Annotated in this window: 17 protein-coding genes; 7 read left to right on the forward strand and 10 right to left on the reverse strand. The window is 62.8% G+C overall.

The features are described 5' to 3' along the window. Positions 1–25: 25 nt before the first annotated feature. Positions 26–832, forward strand: coding sequence for a putative hydro-lyase (locus ACE04A_RS16280; protein ID WP_448718750.1), 807 nt, complete (start codon positions 26–28; stop codon positions 830–832). A 54-nt stretch (positions 833–886) separates the two neighbouring features. On the opposite strand, the gene ACE04A_RS16285 is transcribed toward ACE04A_RS16280, so the two are convergent. From ACE04A_RS16285 to ACE04A_RS16300, 4 genes are all read right to left on the reverse strand, one after another. Next, positions 887–1960: a porin gene (locus ACE04A_RS16285; protein ID WP_448718751.1), complete on the reverse strand. Its 1074-nt coding sequence runs from the start codon at positions 1958–1960 to the stop codon at positions 887–889. 339 nt (positions 1961–2299) lie between these two features. Continuing rightward, on the reverse strand, positions 2300–3601 hold the full coding sequence (locus ACE04A_RS16290; protein WP_100855902.1) for a TRAP transporter large permease: 1302 nt from the start codon (positions 3599–3601) through the stop codon (positions 2300–2302). Beyond that, positions 3594–4094: a TRAP transporter small permease gene (locus ACE04A_RS16295; protein ID WP_279996152.1), complete on the reverse strand. Its 501-nt coding sequence runs from the start codon at positions 4092–4094 to the stop codon at positions 3594–3596. Before ACE04A_RS16295 ends, ACE04A_RS16290 begins: the two co-directional genes overlap by 8 nt. A gap of 7 nt (positions 4095–4101) precedes the next feature. After that, positions 4102–5076 carry a TRAP transporter substrate-binding protein gene (locus ACE04A_RS16300; RefSeq protein WP_279996153.1) on the reverse strand — a complete coding sequence of 325 codons (975 nt, stop codon included), beginning with the start codon at positions 5074–5076 and terminating at the stop codon, positions 4102–4104. A 282-nt stretch (positions 5077–5358) separates the two neighbouring features. On the opposite strand from ACE04A_RS16300, the gene nudC reads away from it, so the two are divergent. From nudC to ACE04A_RS16315, 3 genes are all read left to right on the forward strand, one after another. After that, entirely contained in the window at positions 5359–6129 is a 771-nt protein-coding gene (nudC, locus tag ACE04A_RS16305; protein ID WP_259247849.1) for an NAD(+) diphosphatase, read from the forward strand. Between the two features lie 156 nt (positions 6130–6285). Further along, the gene (locus ACE04A_RS16310; protein ID WP_438859798.1) at positions 6286–6795 is read left to right on the forward strand and encodes a winged helix DNA-binding protein; all 510 of its coding nucleotides are present in this window, start codon (positions 6286–6288) and stop codon (positions 6793–6795) included. Positions 6796–6875: 80 nt separating this feature from the next. Then, a complete protein-coding gene (locus ACE04A_RS16315) occupies positions 6876–10502 on the forward strand; it encodes a hydantoinase B/oxoprolinase family protein (RefSeq protein WP_485820304.1) in 3627 nt (1208 codons plus the stop codon). A gap of 243 nt (positions 10503–10745) precedes the next feature. Here the strand turns inward: ACE04A_RS16315 and ACE04A_RS16320 are convergent, their stop codons facing one another. After that, positions 10746–11780 (reverse strand): C45 family autoproteolytic acyltransferase/hydrolase, encoded by a 1035-nt coding sequence (locus ACE04A_RS16320; RefSeq protein WP_259247825.1) that lies wholly within the window; start codon positions 11778–11780, stop codon positions 10746–10748. A 165-nt stretch (positions 11781–11945) separates the two neighbouring features. Here ACE04A_RS16320 and glnH point away from each other — a divergent pair, with 165 nt between their 5' ends. From glnH to glnQ, 3 genes are all read left to right on the forward strand, one after another. Next, complete coding sequence (gene glnH / locus ACE04A_RS16325; RefSeq protein ID WP_100855895.1) at positions 11946–12698, forward strand: glutamine ABC transporter substrate-binding protein GlnH; 753 nt, start codon at positions 11946–11948, stop codon at positions 12696–12698. Between the two features lie 97 nt (positions 12699–12795). Further along, positions 12796–13452, forward strand: coding sequence for a glutamine ABC transporter permease GlnP (gene glnP, locus ACE04A_RS16330; RefSeq protein WP_100855894.1), 657 nt, complete (start codon positions 12796–12798; stop codon positions 13450–13452). Continuing rightward, entirely contained in the window at positions 13449–14177 is a 729-nt protein-coding gene (gene glnQ, locus ACE04A_RS16335; protein WP_259247805.1) for a glutamine ABC transporter ATP-binding protein GlnQ, read from the forward strand. The genes glnP and glnQ overlap by 4 nt, the downstream gene beginning before the upstream one ends. 82 nt (positions 14178–14259) lie before the next feature. On the opposite strand, the gene ACE04A_RS16340 is transcribed toward glnQ, so the two are convergent. The 5 genes from ACE04A_RS16340 to ACE04A_RS16360 form a co-directional block, all read right to left on the reverse strand. After that, positions 14260–16554 carry a RelA/SpoT family protein gene (locus tag ACE04A_RS16340; RefSeq protein WP_100855892.1) on the reverse strand — a complete coding sequence of 765 codons (2295 nt, stop codon included), beginning with the start codon at positions 16552–16554 and terminating at the stop codon, positions 14260–14262. Positions 16555–16576: 22 nt separating this feature from the next. After that, the gene (gene rpoZ / locus ACE04A_RS16345; protein ID WP_006219679.1) at positions 16577–16780 is read right to left on the reverse strand and encodes a DNA-directed RNA polymerase subunit omega; all 204 of its coding nucleotides are present in this window, start codon (positions 16778–16780) and stop codon (positions 16577–16579) included. Positions 16781–16825: 45 nt separating this feature from the next. Beyond that, positions 16826–17458 carry a guanylate kinase gene (gmk, locus tag ACE04A_RS16350; protein ID WP_100855891.1) on the reverse strand — a complete coding sequence of 211 codons (633 nt, stop codon included), beginning with the start codon at positions 17456–17458 and terminating at the stop codon, positions 16826–16828. A gap of 129 nt (positions 17459–17587) precedes the next feature. Next, positions 17588–18544 carry a c-type cytochrome gene (locus ACE04A_RS16355; protein WP_438859921.1) on the reverse strand — a complete coding sequence of 319 codons (957 nt, stop codon included), beginning with the start codon at positions 18542–18544 and terminating at the stop codon, positions 17588–17590. Beyond that, complete coding sequence (locus tag ACE04A_RS16360) at positions 18541–19245, reverse strand: c-type cytochrome (RefSeq protein WP_438859922.1); 705 nt, start codon at positions 19243–19245, stop codon at positions 18541–18543. The genes ACE04A_RS16355 and ACE04A_RS16360 overlap by 4 nt, the downstream gene beginning before the upstream one ends. Positions 19246–19457 lie beyond the last annotated feature (212 nt).

Genomic DNA, 19457 nt, shown 5'->3' on the forward strand with positions numbered 1-19457 from the left:
ACAACCCGCATCAAAAGGAATTGTCATGTCGCCCGTCGACGTAGTACGCAATAGTGTCGAACTGGCCCGCCAGGCCCGGCTGGACGCCCGCAGCGGGCGTCTGACCGGCCCCACGGCCAACCTGGCGCCGGGGCACGTGCAGGCCAACCTGGCCATCCTGCCACGCGCGCTGGCCGCCGAGTTTCTGCATTTCTGCCAGCGCAACCCCAAGCCTTGCCCCTTGCTGGCCATGTCCGAACCCGGCAACCCGGCTTTGCCGGAATTGGGCGAGGACATCGACATTCGCACCGATATCCCGCGCTACCGCGTCTGGAAGAACGGCGAGCTGGTGGCCGAACCCACCGAAGTGCGCGATATCTGGCGCGATGATCTCGTGTCGTTCCTGATCGGCTGCTCGTTTTCGTTCGAAGAAGCCATGCTGGACAACGGCTTGCCGGTGCGCCACATCGAGCAGGGGTGCAACGTGCCCATGTACCGCACCAACATCCCCACGAATCCGGCCGGCTCGTTCAGCGGCCCCTTGGTGGTGTCCATGCGCCCCTTGAAGGCGGCGGATGCCATCCGCGCCATCCAGGTGACGTCGCGCTTTCCGTCCGTGCATGGCGCGCCGGTGCACATCGGCGACCCCGCATTGATCGGCATCGCGGACATCAACCGGCCGGATTACGGCGACGCGGTTGAGATTCGCCCCGGCGAAATGCCGGTGTTCTGGGCTTGCGGCGTAACGCCGCAGTCGGTGGTGTCGTCCGTGCGGCCAGAGTTCTGCATTACGCACGCCCCGGGGCACATGCTGGTGACCGACCTGGTCAACAGCCGAATGGCCATGCTGTAAAAAAAAGACCCATCACAACAAAGCGATGGGTCTTTTTTTGGAAAACGCCAGGCTTTAGAAAATGTGGCGGAAGCCCACGGCCGCGCCCACCTGATGGTTCTTGCCGGCAATTTCGTTGCTGGCGGCGTTGCTGACCTTGTTCCAGTCCACGGTGCCGTAGACCTGCGAACGCTTGGACAGCGCGTATTCGGCCACGGCCACCAGCGCATAGCGCTTGCCCTTGTCGCCGTCTTCAACCACGTTCTTGCTTTGGTCGTAGTAGCCGGCGCCGGTAATGGCCCAACGCGGCGTGGCTTGCCAGGTGACGCCGGCGAAGTAGCCGTTGTCCTTGCGGTCCAGCCCGGCGGTGGCGGTGGCGCCACCCATGACGGCATTGACCCAGCCGGTTTCGTCGCGGCCGTTGAAGTAGCCGACGAACACCTTGGCGCTGTCGAACTGATAGGACGCGTTCAAGTTCCAGACGCGCTGGCGCAGGTCGGAATCCAGGCCGTCGTAGGTCTGCTGATACGCCGCGCCCAGGCCCAGCTTGCCAACCATGTAGCGCAGGCTGGCGCCGTATTGCTGGCCGGCCTTGCGGTCTTCCCAGCTTTCGCCGTTGGCCCACGACAACGCCAATGACAGGTCGCCAATGGTGTTGGAATACTTGGTCATGTTGTTGGTGCGCACGCGCGACATCGCAGCGGGCAACCAGGCGTTCTGATCGTAGTTGCCCACGGTCAGCGGGTCGAAGTGGTCGGCCAGCAGGTCGAACATCGGCGTGTTCTGCAAGCCCAGCGTCAGTTGGCCAATGTTGCCGCCATCCAGGCCCACGTAGGCCAGGCGGCCAAACGTCTTGCCCGTGGCCGACGAATTGCCGTTCTGCATGTTGAAGCCGTTTTCCAGGCGGAAGAAGGCGCGATTGCCATTGCCCAGGTCCTCCGAGCCACGCAGGCCCCAACGGCTGTTCGAGATGGCGCCGTTTTCCATCGAAATGCGGCTGCCGTCCTGGCCAACGCTGCCGGCGCTGGTGCTCAGATAGCGGATGCTGACGTCGGCGATACCGTACAGGGTCACGCTGGTTTCCGCCGAAGCGGCGCCGGCGGCCAGGCCCAGGCCTGCTGCGGCGAGCGTAAGGGTGATGCGTTTCATTCGAGACTCCTCCTGTGTAGCTGATTTTTTTTGATTGCACCCGGCTTGTGGCCGGAGGTATTGCGCCGGAAGGGTGGTCCGACGCTGGGCCCTTGCACCGACGCTTTGGATTCAGCGCGGGTCCGGAGCAGTGGCCCAATGGGGTTTGCGAAACGGCTGCGCCAACTTGGTGCAGCCCTTTGGCGCCAGGGGATTCTAAGAAAATTGGCGCTGCTGTAGTGCCCAATTGGATTTGGCGTTTTCCCTGGTTTACAGAACGCGGAAAGCAGAAAAGGGAGCGCGCGGGCGAAAAAAAACCGGCCGCCTGAAGCGACCGGTCTTGCATGCAGCCCTAAGGCGTCACAGCGTCATGTGCAGAGGCAGCCACGTCGCGATGCCGGGGACGAAGTACAGCAACAGCACCGCCACGATCATCAGCAGGAACATCGGCATCGAGGCCCGCGCAATGTAGGGCAGTTCGCGCCCGCTCATGCCGGACAGCACGAACAGGTTGAAGCCCACAGGTGGCGTGATCTGTGCCATTTCCACGACGAACACGATGAAGATGCCGAACCAGATCAGGTCAATGCCCGCGGCCTGGACCGTGGGCAGCAGCACGCCCATGGTCAGCACCACGATCGAAATGCCGTCCAGGAAGCAACCCAGCACCACGAAGAACACCATCAGCGCCATGATCAGGCCGAATTGCGACAAGCCCAGCCCGCCGATCCATTCGGCCAGCGCGCGTGGCAGGCCGATATAGCCCATCGCCAGCGTCAGGAACTGCGCACCCGCCAGAATCAGCGCAATCATGCAATACAGCCGGGTAGCGCCCAGCAGTGATTGCTTGAAGGTTGACCGGTTCAACGAGCCTTGCAGTGCCGATAGGATCAATGCGCCCACCACGCCCACCGCCGCCGCTTCCGTGGCCGTGGCGATGCCGCTGTAGATCGAGCCCAGCACGGCCCCGATCAGCACCATGACGGGAATAAGATGCCGCGATTGCGACAGCTTCTGCATGAACGACATGCCGGGATCCGCCTTCGGCACTTGGCCGGGATTGCGTATTGCCCACAAAGCGATGTAGCCCATGAACAGCAAGGCCAGCAGCGCCCCGGGGAAGATGCCCGCGATGAAGAGCTTGGCGATCGACACGTCGGCCGCCACGCCGTACACGATCATGATGATGGACGGTGGAATCAACAGGCCCAGCGTGCCCGCGCCTGACAACGTGCCCAGGATCTTGTCCTCGGGGTAACCGCGGCGCGTCAGTTCGGGAATGGTCATCTTGCCGACGGTGGCGCAGGTGGCGGCAGACGACCCCGACACGGCGGCAAAAATCGCGCAACCGATCACGTTCGTGTGCAGCAGCCGGCCCGGCAAGCGGTTCAGCCACGGCGCCAGTCCCTTGAACAGGTCTTCGGACAGCCGCGTGCGGAACAGGATTTCACCCATCCACAGAAACAAGGGCAGGGCGGTCAGCGTCCAACTGGACGAGGCGCCCCAGATGGTAACGGCCATGGCGTCGCCCGCCGGGCGGCTGGAGAAGATCTCCATGCCGATCCACGCCGTACCCGCCAACGTCAGGCCGACCCAGACCCCGCAGCCCAAGAGCACGAAGATCGAGACGACCAATAGGGTAATGACAAGAAGTTCATTCATGAGATTGCTGCGAGGTAGCGGCGGCCACGCCGCGTGAACGACGGACCAGTTCGTCGACTAGGGCGACCAGGAACAGGACCGTGCCCACCGCCATGCTGATCTGGGGAATCCAGAGCGGCGTGGCGTCGTTGGACGTGGAGATGTCGTTGTACAGCCAGGAGTCGTACGTCAGCTTGATGCTGAAGAAGGCAAAGGCCGAAGCCAGTAGCGAGCCAACGGCCAGTGCAAAAATATCCAGCCGGCGGCTGCCGGCCGGTGCTAGCGAATTCAGCAACAGCGTCACACGGATGTGTTCGCCGTGCTTGAACGTGCTGGCCAACGCCAGAAAACCCGCCGCGGCCATGAAGTAGCCTGCATACGCATCGGTGCCCGGAATGTTCCAGCCGAGCTGGCGGGCGATGATCGCCGCCAGCACCGACACCAGGACGCCGATCGTGCACAAGCCGGCCAACAGGCCGGCCGCGCCGTAAAGACCATCTAAAAAGCGGCGCATGGAAATATCACTGCTTCTTGTAGGTGTCGATCATGGTTTTGCCGTCCGCGCCGGCCTTCTTCAGCCAGTCATCCAGCATGCGCTTGCCAATCACCGACAGGCCTTCCTTCAGCTCGACGGTGGGCTGCACGGTTTCCATGCCGTTCTTGGCCAACTGTTCCTGATACCACTTGTTCTTTTCTTGCGACAGCTTCCAGCCGCGCGCCTCGGCTTCCGCACCGGCCTTCTTCAAGGCGTCCTGCGTGGCGGGCTCCAGCGCGTCGAAGGCCTTCTTGTTCACGATGATGGCGTTCTTGGGCAACCAGGCCTGCGTGTCGTAGAACTTCTTGATGTACTCGTAGGTCTTGGTGTCGTAGCCGGTGGAGGCCGACGACATATAGGAATCGATCACGCCGGTGGCCAGCGCTTGCGCCAGTTCAGCCTGCTGCACCGTGACGGGCTGCGCGCCCACCAGTTCAGCGATCTTGGCCGTGACCGGGCTATACGCGCGCCACTTCAAGCCCTTCATGTCGCTGATCTGCTTGATTTCCTTGTTGGCGAAGATGCCTTGGGGCGGCCACGCCACGGCGTACAGCAGCATCATGCCTTGCGACTCAAGCTTCTTTTCCAGGAAGGGTTTTTGCGCCTGGTACAGCTTGAACGAAGCGTCGTAACCCGTGGCCAGGAAGGGCAGGCCATCCAGTTCGTAGATCGGGTCTTCATTGGCGAAGTTGGTCAACAGGATTTCGCCGATCTGCGCCTGGTTGCCTTGCACGGCGCGCTTGATTTCCGGCGCCTTGTACAGCGAGGCATTGTTGTGCAGCTGGATCTTCAGCTTGCCTTGCGACAGCGTATCCACGTCCTTGATGAAGGTCGTCAGGTTTTCAACATGAAAGTTGCTGGCCGGGTAGGCGCTGGGCAAATCCCACTTGGTTTGGGCCTGTGCGCCGGCGCTGAACGCCAGGACGATGCTGCCGGCCAGCATTGAAATTTTCTTGTACATGGATGGTCCTTCTGTGCGAATGGTGAAGACGGGTTGTGCCCGATAGGCATTCTTGAAAGAGTCTGCTGCGCGGATCGTGCGCGGCTTGAAAGCCGTGCCATTCTATGGTGCTGCGCGGCACCATCGCGCAGAAAAAACGCGGGTTTACGGGTTAATCCTAGGCTTGGGCGTGCCAATTCGTTGAAGGTTAAATCGTTGTGCACCCCATGGACACCCGGCATTCAGCCCCCCGTTTTTTCTTCTAAGATTGCGGCTGTTGAATGCGTGCCGCAGAGGTCACTTGTGAATTTCGTTTTCCGCCGAGATGAGTTGCTGGTTGAAGAAGCGTCCAGCCTGTTGCCGGACCTGGCGTTGTGCGAACGCATCGGCCTGGCCCTGCCGGCCTTGCAGCCGATCTGGACCACGCCCGATTCCCCGTATCGGACGATGCACGTGGACCCCACGCTGGAGGCGCCCGAAGGCTATGCCTTCAAGAAGCTGCGCTCGCTGTTCGGCGTGCTGGACGACGAGCGCATGGCGCTGGCGGGCCGTGCCTACCAGATCGCCGAATGGGCACGCACGCATCGGTTCTGTGGCGCCTGCGGGACGCCCGCCGAGCGCGTGGCGCACGAATTCTGCCTGCGCTGCCCGTCCTGTGGCTTCTCAGCCTACCCGCGCATCTCGCCGGCCATGATGGTGCTGATCCGCAAGGGCGACAGCATTCTGCTGGCGCGCCACACCACCACCGCCACGTCCCGCTATACGGCGCTGGCGGGCTTTGTGGAACCGGGCGAAAGCATCGAAGAAACCGTGCATCGTGAGGTCTACGAGGAAGTCGGCCTGAAGGTCGGCAACCTGCAGTATTTCGGCAGCCAGCCCTGGCCGTTTCCACATTCGCTGATGGTGGCGTTCACCGCCGACTACGTCTCGGGCGACATCCGCGTGCAGGAAGACGAGATCGCCGATGCGCGCTGGTTTGGCCCGGGCGACCCCATGCCCGACATCGCGCCGCGCATTTCGATTGCGGGCTGGCTCATCCGCGCCAATCTGCCCATGGGCTGGACCGCGCCGTAGGCACGTCAAGCCGCCTCCGGCGTCATTTCCACTTGCACAACGCTAGGGGTATTCCCTTGAAACGGCCGTTTTCGGTCGTTTGGCGCTTATTTTTTATGGATGAAATGCACATAAATTATTAGTATTTCGACCAGATAAACTTGGTTCGAGCGTTCCATGAGCCCCACGTTGATAGCCTCGTCGGCCCACCTTGCCGGCGGCAGTGCGCCCGATCTGTCCGAAGTCGAATTCGGCCTGATGATCGCCAGCCATGCTTTTGACCGCTGGACCGTGCGCTGCATGGCGGCGGCCGGGTTGCCCGACCTGACGCCTACCGACGTGATGGTGTTCCACCATGTCTACCACCGGCAACGCGCCAAGAAGCTTGCCGACATCTGCTTCACGCTCAACGTCGAAGACACCCACATCGTCAGCTACGCGCTGAAGAAGCTGGAGCGCCTGGGCGTGGTCAAGGGCGAACGCAGCAGCAAGGAAGTGTTCTACAGCGTCACGCCGGACGGCGCGACCATCCTCAAGCGCTACGGCGAAATCCGCGAGCAATGCCTTACCGCCGGTCTGGACGGGCCAGGCGGGGGCGGGCTGGATTTCAGCCGTCAACTGGCGCATGCATTGCGCTCGCTATCGGGCCTGTACGACCAGGCCGCACGGGCGGCAACCTCACTCTGAATCTGTTCGGGCATGGCCCGGCACACCGCAACCCGACTGCGGCGGCACGCGCCGTGGCCGTGGGTTTTCAAGGATCACGCATGAAGAAGTGGCAATTCTGGATCGATCGTGGGGGCACCTTCACCGACATCGTGGCGCGTCGCCCCGATGGCACGACCACCACGGCGAAGATGCTGTCGGAAAACCCCGAGCAGTATCGCGACGCGGCCGTGGCCGGCATTCGCAAGCTGCTGGGCGTTGCGCCCGGCCAGCCCGTGCCGGTCGAGCAGGTTGAGTGCGTGAAGATGGGCACCACCGTCGCCACCAACGCCTTGCTGGAACGCAAGGGCGAACGCACGCTGCTCGTGACGACGCGCGGGTTTCGCGATGCGTTGCGGATCGCCTATCAGAACCGGCCCCGGCTGTTCGACCGCAATGTCGTGCTGCCCGAAATGCTTTATGAATCCGTCGTCGAAGCCGACGAGCGCGTGGCCGCCGATGGCGAAGTCATCCGCGACCTGGACGAAGCCGGCCTGCGCGCGGGCATGCAGGCCGCCTACGACAGCGGCATCCGCGCAGTGGCCATTGTGTTCATGCACGCCTGGCACGCCACCGGCCATGAACAACGCGCGGCTCGCATCGCCCGCGAAGTGGGCTTCACGCAAGTGTCGGCCTCGCACGAAGTCAGCCCGCTGATCAAATTCGTGTCGCGCGGCGACACCACGGTGGTTGACGCCTACCTGTCGCCGATCCTCAAGCGCTACGTGGATCAAGTGGCGGGTGAACTACCGGGCATCCGCCTGATGTTCATGCAATCCAGCGGCGGCCTGACCGACGCGCACCGTTTCCGTGGCAAGGACGCCATTCTGTCCGGCCCGGCCGGCGGCATCGTCGGCATGGTGCGCACCAGCGAAATCGCGGGGTTCCCCAAGGTCATCGGCTTTGACATGGGCGGCACGTCCACCGACGTGTCGCATTACGCGGGCGAGTTCGAACGCGAATTCGAAACCCAGGTGGCGGGCGTGCGCATGCGCGCACCCATGATGAGCATCCACACCGTGGCGGCAGGCGGCGGGTCCATCCTGCATTTCGACGGCGCGCGCCTGCGCGTCGGCCCGGATTCGGCGGGCGCCAACCCCGGGCCCGCCTGCTACCGCCGTGGCGGCCCGCTGGCGGTGACGGACTGCAATGTGCTGTTGGGCAAGATCCAGCCGGACTTCTTCCCCAAGGTCTTTGGCCCCGATGCCAACGAAGCGCTGGACCGCGACGCCGTGGTTGCGCGCTTCACGGCCATGGCGGACGAGGTGCGCACCGCCACCGGCCGCGAAATGACGCCGGAGCAACTGGCCGAAGGCTTCCTGGAAATCGCCGTCGGCAACATGGCGGAAGCCATCAAGCGCATCTCGGTACAGCGCGGCCACGACGTCACGGAATATGCCCTGACCGTGTTCGGCGGCGCGGGCGGGCAGCATGCCTGCCTGGTGGCCGATGCGCTGGGCATGACGACGGTGTTCGCGCACCCGCTGGGCGGCGTGCTGTCGGCCTATGGCATGGGCTTGGCCGACCAGACCGACATGCGCCAGAAGACGGTTGAAAAAGTGCTGGACGCCGACCTGATGGGCGAGTTGAAGGACGAACTGGATGTGCTGGCCGGCCAGGCGGTGGGCGAGCTTCGCCGCCAGCATGTGCCGGATGGCGACATCAGCGTGCAGCGCCGCCTGCATTTGAAATACCGGGGCACGGATACGGCGCTGGAAGTCGCCTTTTCCACTCTGGAGCAGGCACGTGGCGATTTTGAAGCCGCGTATCGGCAGCGCTATTCCTTCCTGATGCCCAATCGCGAACTGGTCGTTGAAACCATTTCGGTGGAAGCCACCGGTGGCGGTGAGCGCGTTGGCGAAGCATCGGTCTCGCGCACCCGGGACGGCGCCCTGTCGGCCCGCCGCGTGGTCAACATGTACAGCGCGGGTGAATGGCGCGAGACGCCTTTGTATGTGCGTGAAGACATGGCGGGCGGCGACGTGGTGGCGGGTCCCGCCATCATCTCCGAGCCCAATCAGACGACCGTTGTCGAACCCGGCTGGCAAGCGGAACTGACATCGCAAGACCATTTTGTGATCCGGCGTGTCGAGGCGCGTGCCGATCGGCGCCGCATCGGCACGCAGGCGGATCCGGTCATGCTGGAGGTGTTCAACAACCTCTTCATGTCGATTGCCGAGCAGATGGGTTACCGCCTGCAGAACACGGCGTATTCCGTCAACATCAAGGAACGCCTGGACTTCTCGTGCGCCATTTTTGATGCGCAAGCCCGTTTGATCGCCAATGCGCCGCACATGCCCGTGCACCTGGGGTCCATGGGTGAATCGGTGCGCACGGTGATGAACGCCAACGCGGGCCGCATGATGCCGGGCGACGCCTATGTGGTGAACGACCCTTATCACGGCGGCACGCACTTGCCCGACGTGACGGTCATTACCCCGGTGTTCGACCACGCCGGCCGCGAGATCCTGTTTTACGTCGGTTCGCGTGGGCACCATGCGGATATCGGCGGTACGACGCCGGGTTCCATGCCGCCCGATTCCAAGACGGTCGAAGACGAGGGCGTGCTCTTCACCAATTTCCAGTTGGTGAAGAACGGCGAATTCCGCGAGCAGGCCGCACGCGACATCCTGGGCTCGGGCCGCTGGCCCGCGCGCAATCCGGATCAGAACATCGCCGACATGCACGCGCAGATCGCCGCCAACGAGAAGGGCGTACAAGAGCTGCTGCGCATGTGCGACCACTTCGGCCTGGATGTGGTGCGCGCCTATATGGGCCACGTGCAGGACAACGCTGAAGAAGCGGTGCGCCGCGTGATCTCGGTGCTGAAGGACGGCAGCTACGAATACCCGTTGGACAACGGCGCGGTGATACGCGTGGCGGTGAAGGTGGATACGCAGGCGCGTAGCGCGGTGGTCGATTTCACCGGCACGTCACCGCAGTTGGACAACAACTTCAACGCGCCTGGCGCGATTGCCGTGGCCGCGGTGCTGTATGTGTTCCGCACCATGGTCAACGACGACATCCCGCTGAACGACGGCTGCCTGGCGCCGCTGTCGATCATCCTGCCGGAAGGCTCGATGCTGCGCCCGAACCCGCCCGCGTCGGTGGTGGCGGGCAACGTGGAAACGTCCATGTGCATCGTCAACGCGCTGTACGGCGCGCTGGGCGTGCTGGCGGCCAGCCAGGGCACGATGAACAACTTCACCTTCGGCAACGCGCGCCATCAGTACTACGAGACCATCTCGGGCGGCACGGGGGCGGGCCCGGTACGCATCGACGCGGCGGGTCCGCAGGACGAGGGCTTCGCCGGCACGTCGGTGGTGCAGGCGCACATGACGAATTCGCGCTTGACGGACCCCGAGGTGCTGGAGTTCCGCTTCCCCGTGCGTCTGGAGTCCTACGAAATTCGCAAGGGTTCCGGCGGCGCGGGCCGCTATCCGGGCGGCGAGGGCGGTGTGCGCCGCATTCGGTTCCTGGAAGACATGACGGCAGCTATCCTGTCCAACAACCGCCGCTACGCGCCGTTCGGCCTGGCGGGCGGACAGCCTGGCGCGATGGGCCGAAACTCGATCGAGCGCGTCGATGGTTCCATCGAGGAACTCGGCCCGCAAGACAGCGCCCAATTGCAGCCGGGCGACGTGTTCGTGGTCGAAACCCCCGGGGGTGGAGGATACGGCAAGGCGTGATGGTATCGCCTCGGTGCACAAAATAGGCAAGTCGTAGGATGGGTGGAGCGCGCGAACTCCGGGGCAAGAACCCCGACGTACAACGCGCGCAACCCATCATGCAACGGTGGGCGTGTGGCCAAATCAGCCACAGAGCTCGTGGCCAATTCAGCCACAGCTCAACCACCGCTTGATGGGTTACGCGCGTTCAGCGTCAATTTCCTGTTCCAGGACGGTGCGCGCTTCACCCATCCTACGATCCGGCTATTCCGGGTCCGACATTACATCCAGCGCAATGTCCGCCATCTTTCTGCGGTCATAGACTCGCAACGTGACCTCGTCGTCGCGGATTTCGAACATCGCGGTTGCCAAGGTATTTTCACCATCCGGATCGGCCGCGTCGGTCCGCAAGATCGGCAGGGCACCCAGCGTGTCGTGCAGCGCGGCCAGCATGTCCGCGCTGCCGGTTTCAGGCGACCAGCCATCCACAATTCCCTCGATCCGGTTTTGCCGGTCGCGCGATGATTCCGTAATCACTTGAGGCTGGTCGCGTGCCTTGGCGTGGACCATATGGTTGGCGTGACCATAGCGCGTGCCAATATCCATGGTGGACACCAGCCCCGGCGCCGCCTCGGCACTGATCAGGCGGGGGTCCGTTGCGCTGCCCAGCAAATGGTGAAAGCCGCCGGAATGCGGCAGATCCTGAAGCAGGGCGATGGCCTCATCCAACGTGGCGCAGTCCAGCACCGCGCGCGCCAGAAACATGCGTGGCACGCCCGGTTGGCGCAATCGGGTGCGCAGGTTATTGATGGTTTGCACCAGGCCGGCCCGATTGGCGCCGAAGGTATGCCCCGGCAAGGAACCTGGGTAATAGAAGCTGACATAGCCAGGTGCGTCTTCCAACGCCACATCAACCAGATGGCAGCGCCCATATAAGTACGGGTCGCCGTCTTCGTTATGCCCAATCCAGCGGGTGCCGTCCGCGCCTTTCAGTGCGACGGACGTGCAGCCATCGGTGGTGCTGTGCAGCAAGTCGCCACGGCAATTCCAAAGCAGCACGTCTTTCACGGGCATGCGCAGGCCGTCGGCCAACCCTTCAAGCTCTTCCCATATCTGCGGCAACGCTTCCCGGGCCTGCTGCCCCAGCTCATCCACATAGGGATGGTCACGCCAGCGCCGCAGGGCTTCCCAAGTGCTGCTTTGATTCAGGTACGCCGACATCATCGGGCGTGCCAACTTGCCCAGCGCCTGGCCAACTTCGCGCCGGTTTCCGGCTATGCGTACATACTTGTATGGCATGGGGATTCTCCGGGGTGACATGCGGATTGTAATTTTTCTAAGCTCTGCCGGGTGGGGACGGATGCGTTAAGATCGCCGATAAGCAGCGCCGGAGATCCCGGAGCAGCCAGGAATCATGCCCCTACAACAACCCGGGGAGCCGACGGTCCCCAAGAGGAGAGTTTCATGATCAAACGTAAAGTCGCCGCCGCCTTGGTCGGCCTGTCCGTGGCCATGTTCGGCGCCGTGTCCGGCGCGCAAGCCCAGGGCAAGGAATTGGTGGTGGCCACCGATACCGCTTTCGTGCCGTTCGAGTTCAAGCAGGGTAATACCTATGTGGGCTTTGATGTGGATCTCTGGGCCGCCATCGCCAAGGAACTCAACCTGAAGTACAAGCTTCAGCCGATGGATTTCAACGGCATCATTCCGGGTTTGCAAACGAAGAACATCGACGCCGCGCTCGCGGGCATCACGATTCGGGACGACCGCAAGAAGGTCATCGATTTCTCGGATCCCTACTATGAAAGCGGCCTGGCCATTCTGGTCAGCGACAAGAACACCGATATCAAAGACGCCAAGTCCCTCGCCGGCAAGACCGTTGCCGTCAAGACCGGCACCGCTACCGTGGACTTCCTGAAAGCCCAGGTGCCGGACGCCAAGCTCAAGCTGTTCCCCAACATCGATAACGCTTATCTGGAACTGGCAACGGGCCGCGTGGACGCCGCCGTGCATGACACGCCGAATGTTCAGTACTACGCCAACACGGCGGGCAAGGGCCGCGTGAAGGTGATCGGCTCGGTCAAGAGCGGTGACTTCTACGGCATCGCCTTCCCCAAGGGCAGCGACCTGGTCCCGCAGGTGAACAAGGCCTTGGCCACGTTGAAAGCCAACGGCCAGTACGACGCCATCTATGAAAAGTGGTTCGGCAAGAAGCCGTAAGCGCTGGGCATAGCATTGCTTTGGGCGCCGTCCGCCACGAAGTGCGTGGGCGGCGCCGCGATGATGCGGCGCGCGACGGCGCCTTGGGGGGACTACCGTGGAATTTGACTGGGCTGTAATTCAAGACGCGATACCCAATCTGCTTGAGGGTACGCTGATGACCATCAAGATCACGTTCTGGGGCTTGGTTGGCGGTTTTCTGTTGGGTGCATTGTCAGGCGTGACCCGGGCTTATGGGCATCCCGTCCTGTCGGCGATCGCACAAGTCTATGTGGCCGTCATTCGCGGCACGCCGATTGTTGTGCAGGTGATGTTCATCTACTTCGCCTTGCCGCTGCTGGCCGATATCCGGGTGGATGCCGAATGGGCGGCCATCGTCACCCTGATCATCAACTCGGGCGCCTACATCTCTGAAATCGTGCGGGGTGCGCTGCTGTCCGTGCACAAGGGGCTGAAGGAAGCGGGGCAGGCAATGGGCTTGCCGTTCCACAAGATCTTGTTCCATATCATCGGACCCGTGGCGTTTCGCCGCATGATTCCCCCGCTGGGCAACCAGTGCATCATCAGCTTGAAGGATTCATCGCTGTTCATCGTGATCGGCGTGGCCGAACTGACACGCCAGGGCCAAGAGATCATGGCCAGTAACTTCCGCGCCGTTGAAATCTGGTCCGCTGTCGCGATCGTCTACCTGATCCTGACCGGCCTGATGGCGCTGAGCCTGCACCTGGTGGAAAGAAGGATGCGCATATTATGAGCATGGTCGAATTCCATAACGTCACCAAGAACTTTGGCGAATCCATGGTGCTGGACGGCATTTCGCTGAGCATCGACGCGGGCGAGGTCGTGGTGGTGGTGGGCCCGTCGGGTTCCGGCAAGTCCACCTTCCTGCGATGCATCAATGTGCTGGAAACCATCAACGGCGGTGATCTGCTGGTGGATGGCTTGAGCGTGAAGGGCGATACCGCGCAGGTTCGCGAGATTCGCCGCGAAGCCGGCATGGTGTTCCAGCAGTTCAACCTGTTCCCACAGATGACCGCGCTGGAAAATGTCATGTTCGGCCCCGTGCATACGCGCGGCCAGCCGCGCGGCGAAGCACGCGAGCTGGCCGAGGCATTGCTGGACAAGGTAGGCCTTGCTGAGCGCATGCACCACTACCCGGCGGAGCTGTCCGGCGGTCAGCAACAGCGCGTGGCCATTGCACGCGCCCTGGCCATCAAGCCCAAACTGATGCTGTTCGACGAGCCCACCTCGGCGCTCGACCCCGAACTGCGTCACGAAGTGCTGAAGGTGATGCGGGACCTGGCGGAGGAGGGCATGACGATGGTGGTCGTGACCCACGAAATGGAATTTGCGCGCAAGGTCGGCAGCCGGCTTATCTTCATCGACGCGGGAAAAATCGCGCACGATGGCCCGCCAGCTGAACTACTGAGCAACCCGCCCAGCCAGCGTTTGAAGGATTTCCTGCAGCACGTGACCTGAGGCGCGATTCAGTCATGGCGTAAAAAAACCAGCATGTTGCTGGTTTTTTTTGTGCCCTGCGCTGGGTCGTGAAGAAAGGGCGTCAGCCTTTCACCCGGACAATCTTCTGCACCTGCGGCACGTGTCGAATGGCGCGGATAACCTGGGCCAGGTGCTTGCGGCTGTCGACCTGAATGGTCAGGTGCAACGACACCGTGGACACCGCATCGTCGTGCATCGTCACGTGCATGATGTTGGCGTCGGCCGCGGTAACTTCCGCCGCCAACCGGCCCAACACGCCGCGCTCGTTGCGGGTGATGATGTCCAGGCGCGTGGCCAGGTGCTTGGCTGTGTGGGCGTCCCAGGCGACGTTGATCCAACGCTCGGGCTCGCGCAGGCGCTGGCGCATGGCCACGGGGCAGTCGGCGGTGTGTACCACCAGCCCATGGCCCATGCGCATGCCCGCCACAATCGGGTCGCCCGGCAGCGGACCGCAGCAGGGCGCCAACTGCACGGCCTGGCCTTCGTTGCCTTGGATCAGGATGGGGGCGCTGCGCGCGGAAGTCAGCTCGTCCACCGCCGCCGCCGTGGTGGCGACCAATTGGTGTTCCGGCGCAAACCGGCGTGCAACGACGGCGGCCAGGCGTTTGCCCAGGCCGATATCGGCAAGTATTTCCTCGCGCGAACTGGCGCCGGTGCTACGCGCCAACTTCTGCCACGCGGGGTCATCGGTGGCCGGCATCGGCATATGCAATTCTTGCAAGGCCTGGCTCAACAAGCGTTCACCGAACGCCACCGATTCTTCGTACTTGACGGTGCGCAGGTAGTGCCGAATTTCAGAGCGCGCGCGGCCGGTGCGTACATAATTGAGCCACTGCGCGTTGGGGCGCGAGGCGGGCGACGTGACGATTTCCACCGTGTCGCCGCTGTTCAGCTCGGTGCGCAGCGGAACAAATTCGCCGTTGACCTTGGCCGCCACGGCCTGGTTGCCGATGTCCGTGTGGATAGCGTAGGCAAAGTCCACGGGCGTAGCGCCGCGTGGCAGTGAAATGATCTTGCCGCGCGGCGTGAACACGTAGACCGCGTCCGGAAACAGATCGACCTTGACGTGTTCAAGGAATTCGCCGGAATCACCCGTCTGGCTTTGAATATCCAGCAGCGATTGCAGCCATTGATGGGTGCGCTTTTGCAGGTCGTTCAGCGTCAGGTCGGCGCCCTTGTACAGCCAGTGCGACGCCACGCCTTCTTCGGCCACGTGATGCATGTCGCGCGTGCGGAACTGAAATTCCACCGGCGTGCCGTAGGGGCCGACCAGCGTGGTGTGCAAGGACTGATAGCCGTTCACCTTCGGGATGGCGATGTAGTCCTTGAATTTGCCGGGTACGGGTCGATAGAGCTGGTGCAGCGTGCCCAGCGCCAGATAGCACTCGGGCAGCGTGTGCACGATGACGCGAAAGCCATAGATGTCGAGCACGTCGGAAAACGACTTTTTCTGGTCCACCATCTTGCGGTAGATGCCGTAAAGCGTTTTCTCGCGGCCCGTGACTTCGGCTTCGATACCGGCGGCGGGCAGCGAGGCCCGCACTGAATCCGCAATCTTTGTGATGACTTCGCGGCGATTGCCGCGCGCGGCCAGCACGGCCTTGTACAGCACCTGATAGCGGTTCGGGTACATGGCCGCGAAGCACAGGTCCTGTAGTTCCCGAAACAGCAGGTTCAGGCCCAGGCGATGCGCAATGGGTGCATAGATGTCCAGCGTTTCGCGGGCGATGCGCCGGCGCTTCTCGGGGTTGACCGCGTCCAGCGTGCGCATGTTGTGCAAGCGGTCGGCCAGCTTGATGAGAATGACGCGCACGTCGCGCGCCATCGCCAGCAGCATCTTGCGGAAACTTTCGGCTTGTTGTTCGGCCTTCGTGGCGAAGTCCAGGCGGTCCAGTTTGGACAGGCCATCAACAAGCTCGGCGACTTCAGGGCCAAAGCGTTCGGCAAGCTCGTGCTTGGCGATGCCCTGGTCTTCCATCACATCATGCAGCAGGGCGGCCGACAGCGCGTTGACGTCGAGCTTCCAGCCTGCGCAGATTTCAGTGACGGCGATGGGGTGCGAGATATAGGGCGAACCGCTGGCGCGGAATTGGCCCAGGTGCGCCTGATCCGCGAAGCGATAGGCTTCGCGCACACGTTCTACATCTTTGGGATCGAGATAGCTGCCGATGATTTCGGTCAGCGGCGCCAGCGAAGCAACCGGCGAAGCGGTTGCGTCCGCCGCTTCTTGCGCAGCGACAGACGGTGGCGTAGCGAGGTTTTTGCTTTTCTTACCCGTGCGGCGCCCAAGACGGGAGCCGGCACGTAGCGCGGCAAGCAGACCAGATGAAGCGTACTTCAGCCCGGGAAAAGCCATACTTGCCGCCCCCCGGAGAGTATCAGGTGGGAACTTTACGCAGCATTTCCACGCCGGTTAGGCCGCCCGCGATTTCGCGCAGTGCAGTGACCGTGGGCTTGTCTTTGCTGTCCAGGCGCGGGGCATGGCCTTGCGCCAACTCGCGGGCGCGATACGTCGCGGCCAGCGTGAGCTTGAAACGGTTGGGGATTTGATTCAGACAGTCTTCGACGGTAATGCGAGCCATTAGGACACCTGGTGCTGATGGATTATTGGAGAGAATGCAGTCGGCTCAGTGCTCGGCGGGAATGCCAAGTTGCGAGAACAACTGAGCGTGCCGGGCGGCCTGAGACGAAAAACGCAGCCGCGCGGCGCTGACTATTTGTATCAGTTCCGACAAGGCTACGCTAAATTCTTGATTAATAATAACATATTCGCATTCTGGCGCGTGGGCGATTTCGCCGCCCGCGGCCATCAGCCGGCGCGCGATCACTTGCGGTGCATCCTGGCCGCGCGCCTTCAAGCGGTTTTCCAGTTCATCGATCGACGGCGGCAGCACGAAAATGCCGATTGCCCCTGGAAAACGCTGTTTTACCTGGCGCGCGCCTTGCCAATCGATTTCAAGCAGGACGTCGCGCCCTTCGCGCGTGGCGGTGTCGATGCGGTCGCGCGGGGTGCCGTAGAAATTGCCATGCACTTCGGCCCATTCCAGCAAATTTTGCCCGTCGCGCATCTGCCTGAAGTCTTCCGCGGACACGAAGCGGTATTCACGGCCATCTTCTTCGCCGGGCCGGGGCGCGCGCGTGGTGCAGGAAATGGAAAGTTCGATGGAAGGATCTTGCTGGAGCAAGGCCTTGACCAGGCTGGACTTGCCCGCGCCGCTGGGCGCGACGACCATGAAGACGTTTCCGGGATTGGCGTGCATGAATATGACCGGCGTGTGATGCTAAGACCGGAAGTCTAGCAAATCACGCGGCGCGGCAGGGGAAAACCCGATGCCGCGCCACATGTTTTTTCAAGGCCTGCGATTAGAGGCGGCTCAACCCGAAGTGGCTCAACTCGCCGGTTTGGCATTCGCCTGGATCAGCGTGCCGCCCGGCGGTGGGGCATCGCTGCCCAGCAGATGGCCATTGACCTCTATCCCGTAGAGGGAATCGTCCGAGTCATGGTATTTGGCTCGCGTTGCCGCGACCGATTCGGTGTAGCGCGGGTCTTGCGGGCGTTCGTGCGCATTCATGAAGTAGGCCACGTCCCAGGCTTCCTGATCGCTCAGCATGCCGCCCTGGCCCAAGGGCATGTTGGCCTTGATGAAGCCCGCGGCGTTGCCGATCTGGTGCATGCCGGCGCCCCAATTGAACGAGTCGGCGCCCCATAGCGCCGGAAACACCCAGTGCTTGCCGTTCTTCTGACCCTGGCCTTGGGCACCGTGGCATACCGCGCAATACTGCGCATAGACCTCGCTGCCGCGCACGTAGTCCGCCTTTTGCGCGGGCGCGGGCAGTTTGCGGTAGCCCTGGCCTTCCAACACCACCCCCGTGGGCGCCTTGCTGGCCAGCCAGAACATATAGCTTTGCAACGCGGTCAGCACCGGATCATCCGCCGCCGGGGCCTTGCCGTTCATGCTGAATCGAAAACAGCCTTGCAGGCGCTCGGCCAGTGTGTTGACGTGTTCGTTCTTGGCGCGGTAGGCCGGGTAGAGCACGTAGGCCGCCCACATCGGCGCGGAATCGGGCCTGCGTCCGGCATCCAGATGGCAACTGACGCAATTCAAGTTATTGCCCACGAACTTGCCCGCCATTTGCGGGGTATGCAAAAAGATCTGTTCGCCTTGACGCACGATCTTGCCGAAGTCGGTGTCCGGCAAGGAGGCCGCGGAAGGTGGCGTGAAGGCGGGGCGGGCGTCGGCCGCGAACGTGGTGGACGACGCAAAGAACAGGGTGAAAAGCGAGGAGAGCAGCGCGCCGGTGAACCCGGCCCTGCGCACCGCGCGGGAGATCGAACAGGGCTTCATTGCGTCTTCCCCTGGTTGGCGGGCGTTTGCGTGGCGAGCTGATCCGCGGCGGCGGGCAGGCCGGCGTAATAGGCCGAGACGGCGTCGATCTCCGCGTCGCTCAGGCGGGTGGCCACGGCGGGCATCAAGGCCAAGGGACCGGGCGGCCGCTGGCCTTGCTGCCACGCGCGCAACTGGCCGGCTATATACGCGGCGGGTTGTCCCGCCAGGCTTGGGAAGTTTTCACCCACGCCGATACCTCCTGGCCCGTGGCACTGATTACAGGCGGGCACGTTCTTGTCCCACGCGCCGCGTGTGGCCAGCCAGGCGCCGGTGTCGGCCGGCTTGACGGGGTGCATGGCCGTCGCGGCCAGGCGGTCGGTATTGAGTGGGGAGGGCAAGCCCGCGTAATACCGGGCCACGGCCTCTTGCTGCGCGGGATTCAGGGCCTTGGCGGTGGCGGCCATGATGGGGCTCACACGCGAGCCGTTGGCCATGGCTTCCAGTTGTTCCGCCAGATACTTGGCGCCGATACCCGCCAGTTGTGGAAAGCCCGCGGCGGGGTTGCCTTCGCCGCGGGCGCCGTGACAGGTGATACAGGCGGGAGCGCCGTTGGCGCCTTGCATGCTGATCTGTTTGCCGTCAGGCGCGCCCTGCGCATGCGCAACCGTCGCGCATAGCAGACCTGACAGCAACGTGGCGCGTAAAGACCGTGGGGTCATGGTTGCCTGCTCCGTAGCTCGTTATTAAATTTTGGGTAATAAGCTAATTTCCGCAAATTATATAAAGACTTGTGACAGATCGCGCGCCTTTTGCGACTTGATGTCGGCCGCCCGCGTTTCTTCTGCTTGCAAGCCGTCGCGCCGCATTGTGTCCGCGTTGGAAACTTTGCTTGCAGCTTCGCAAGAATGATTGCGGTAGCATCTCGCCGATT

Source organism: Achromobacter colocynthidis, assembly GCF_057334535.1.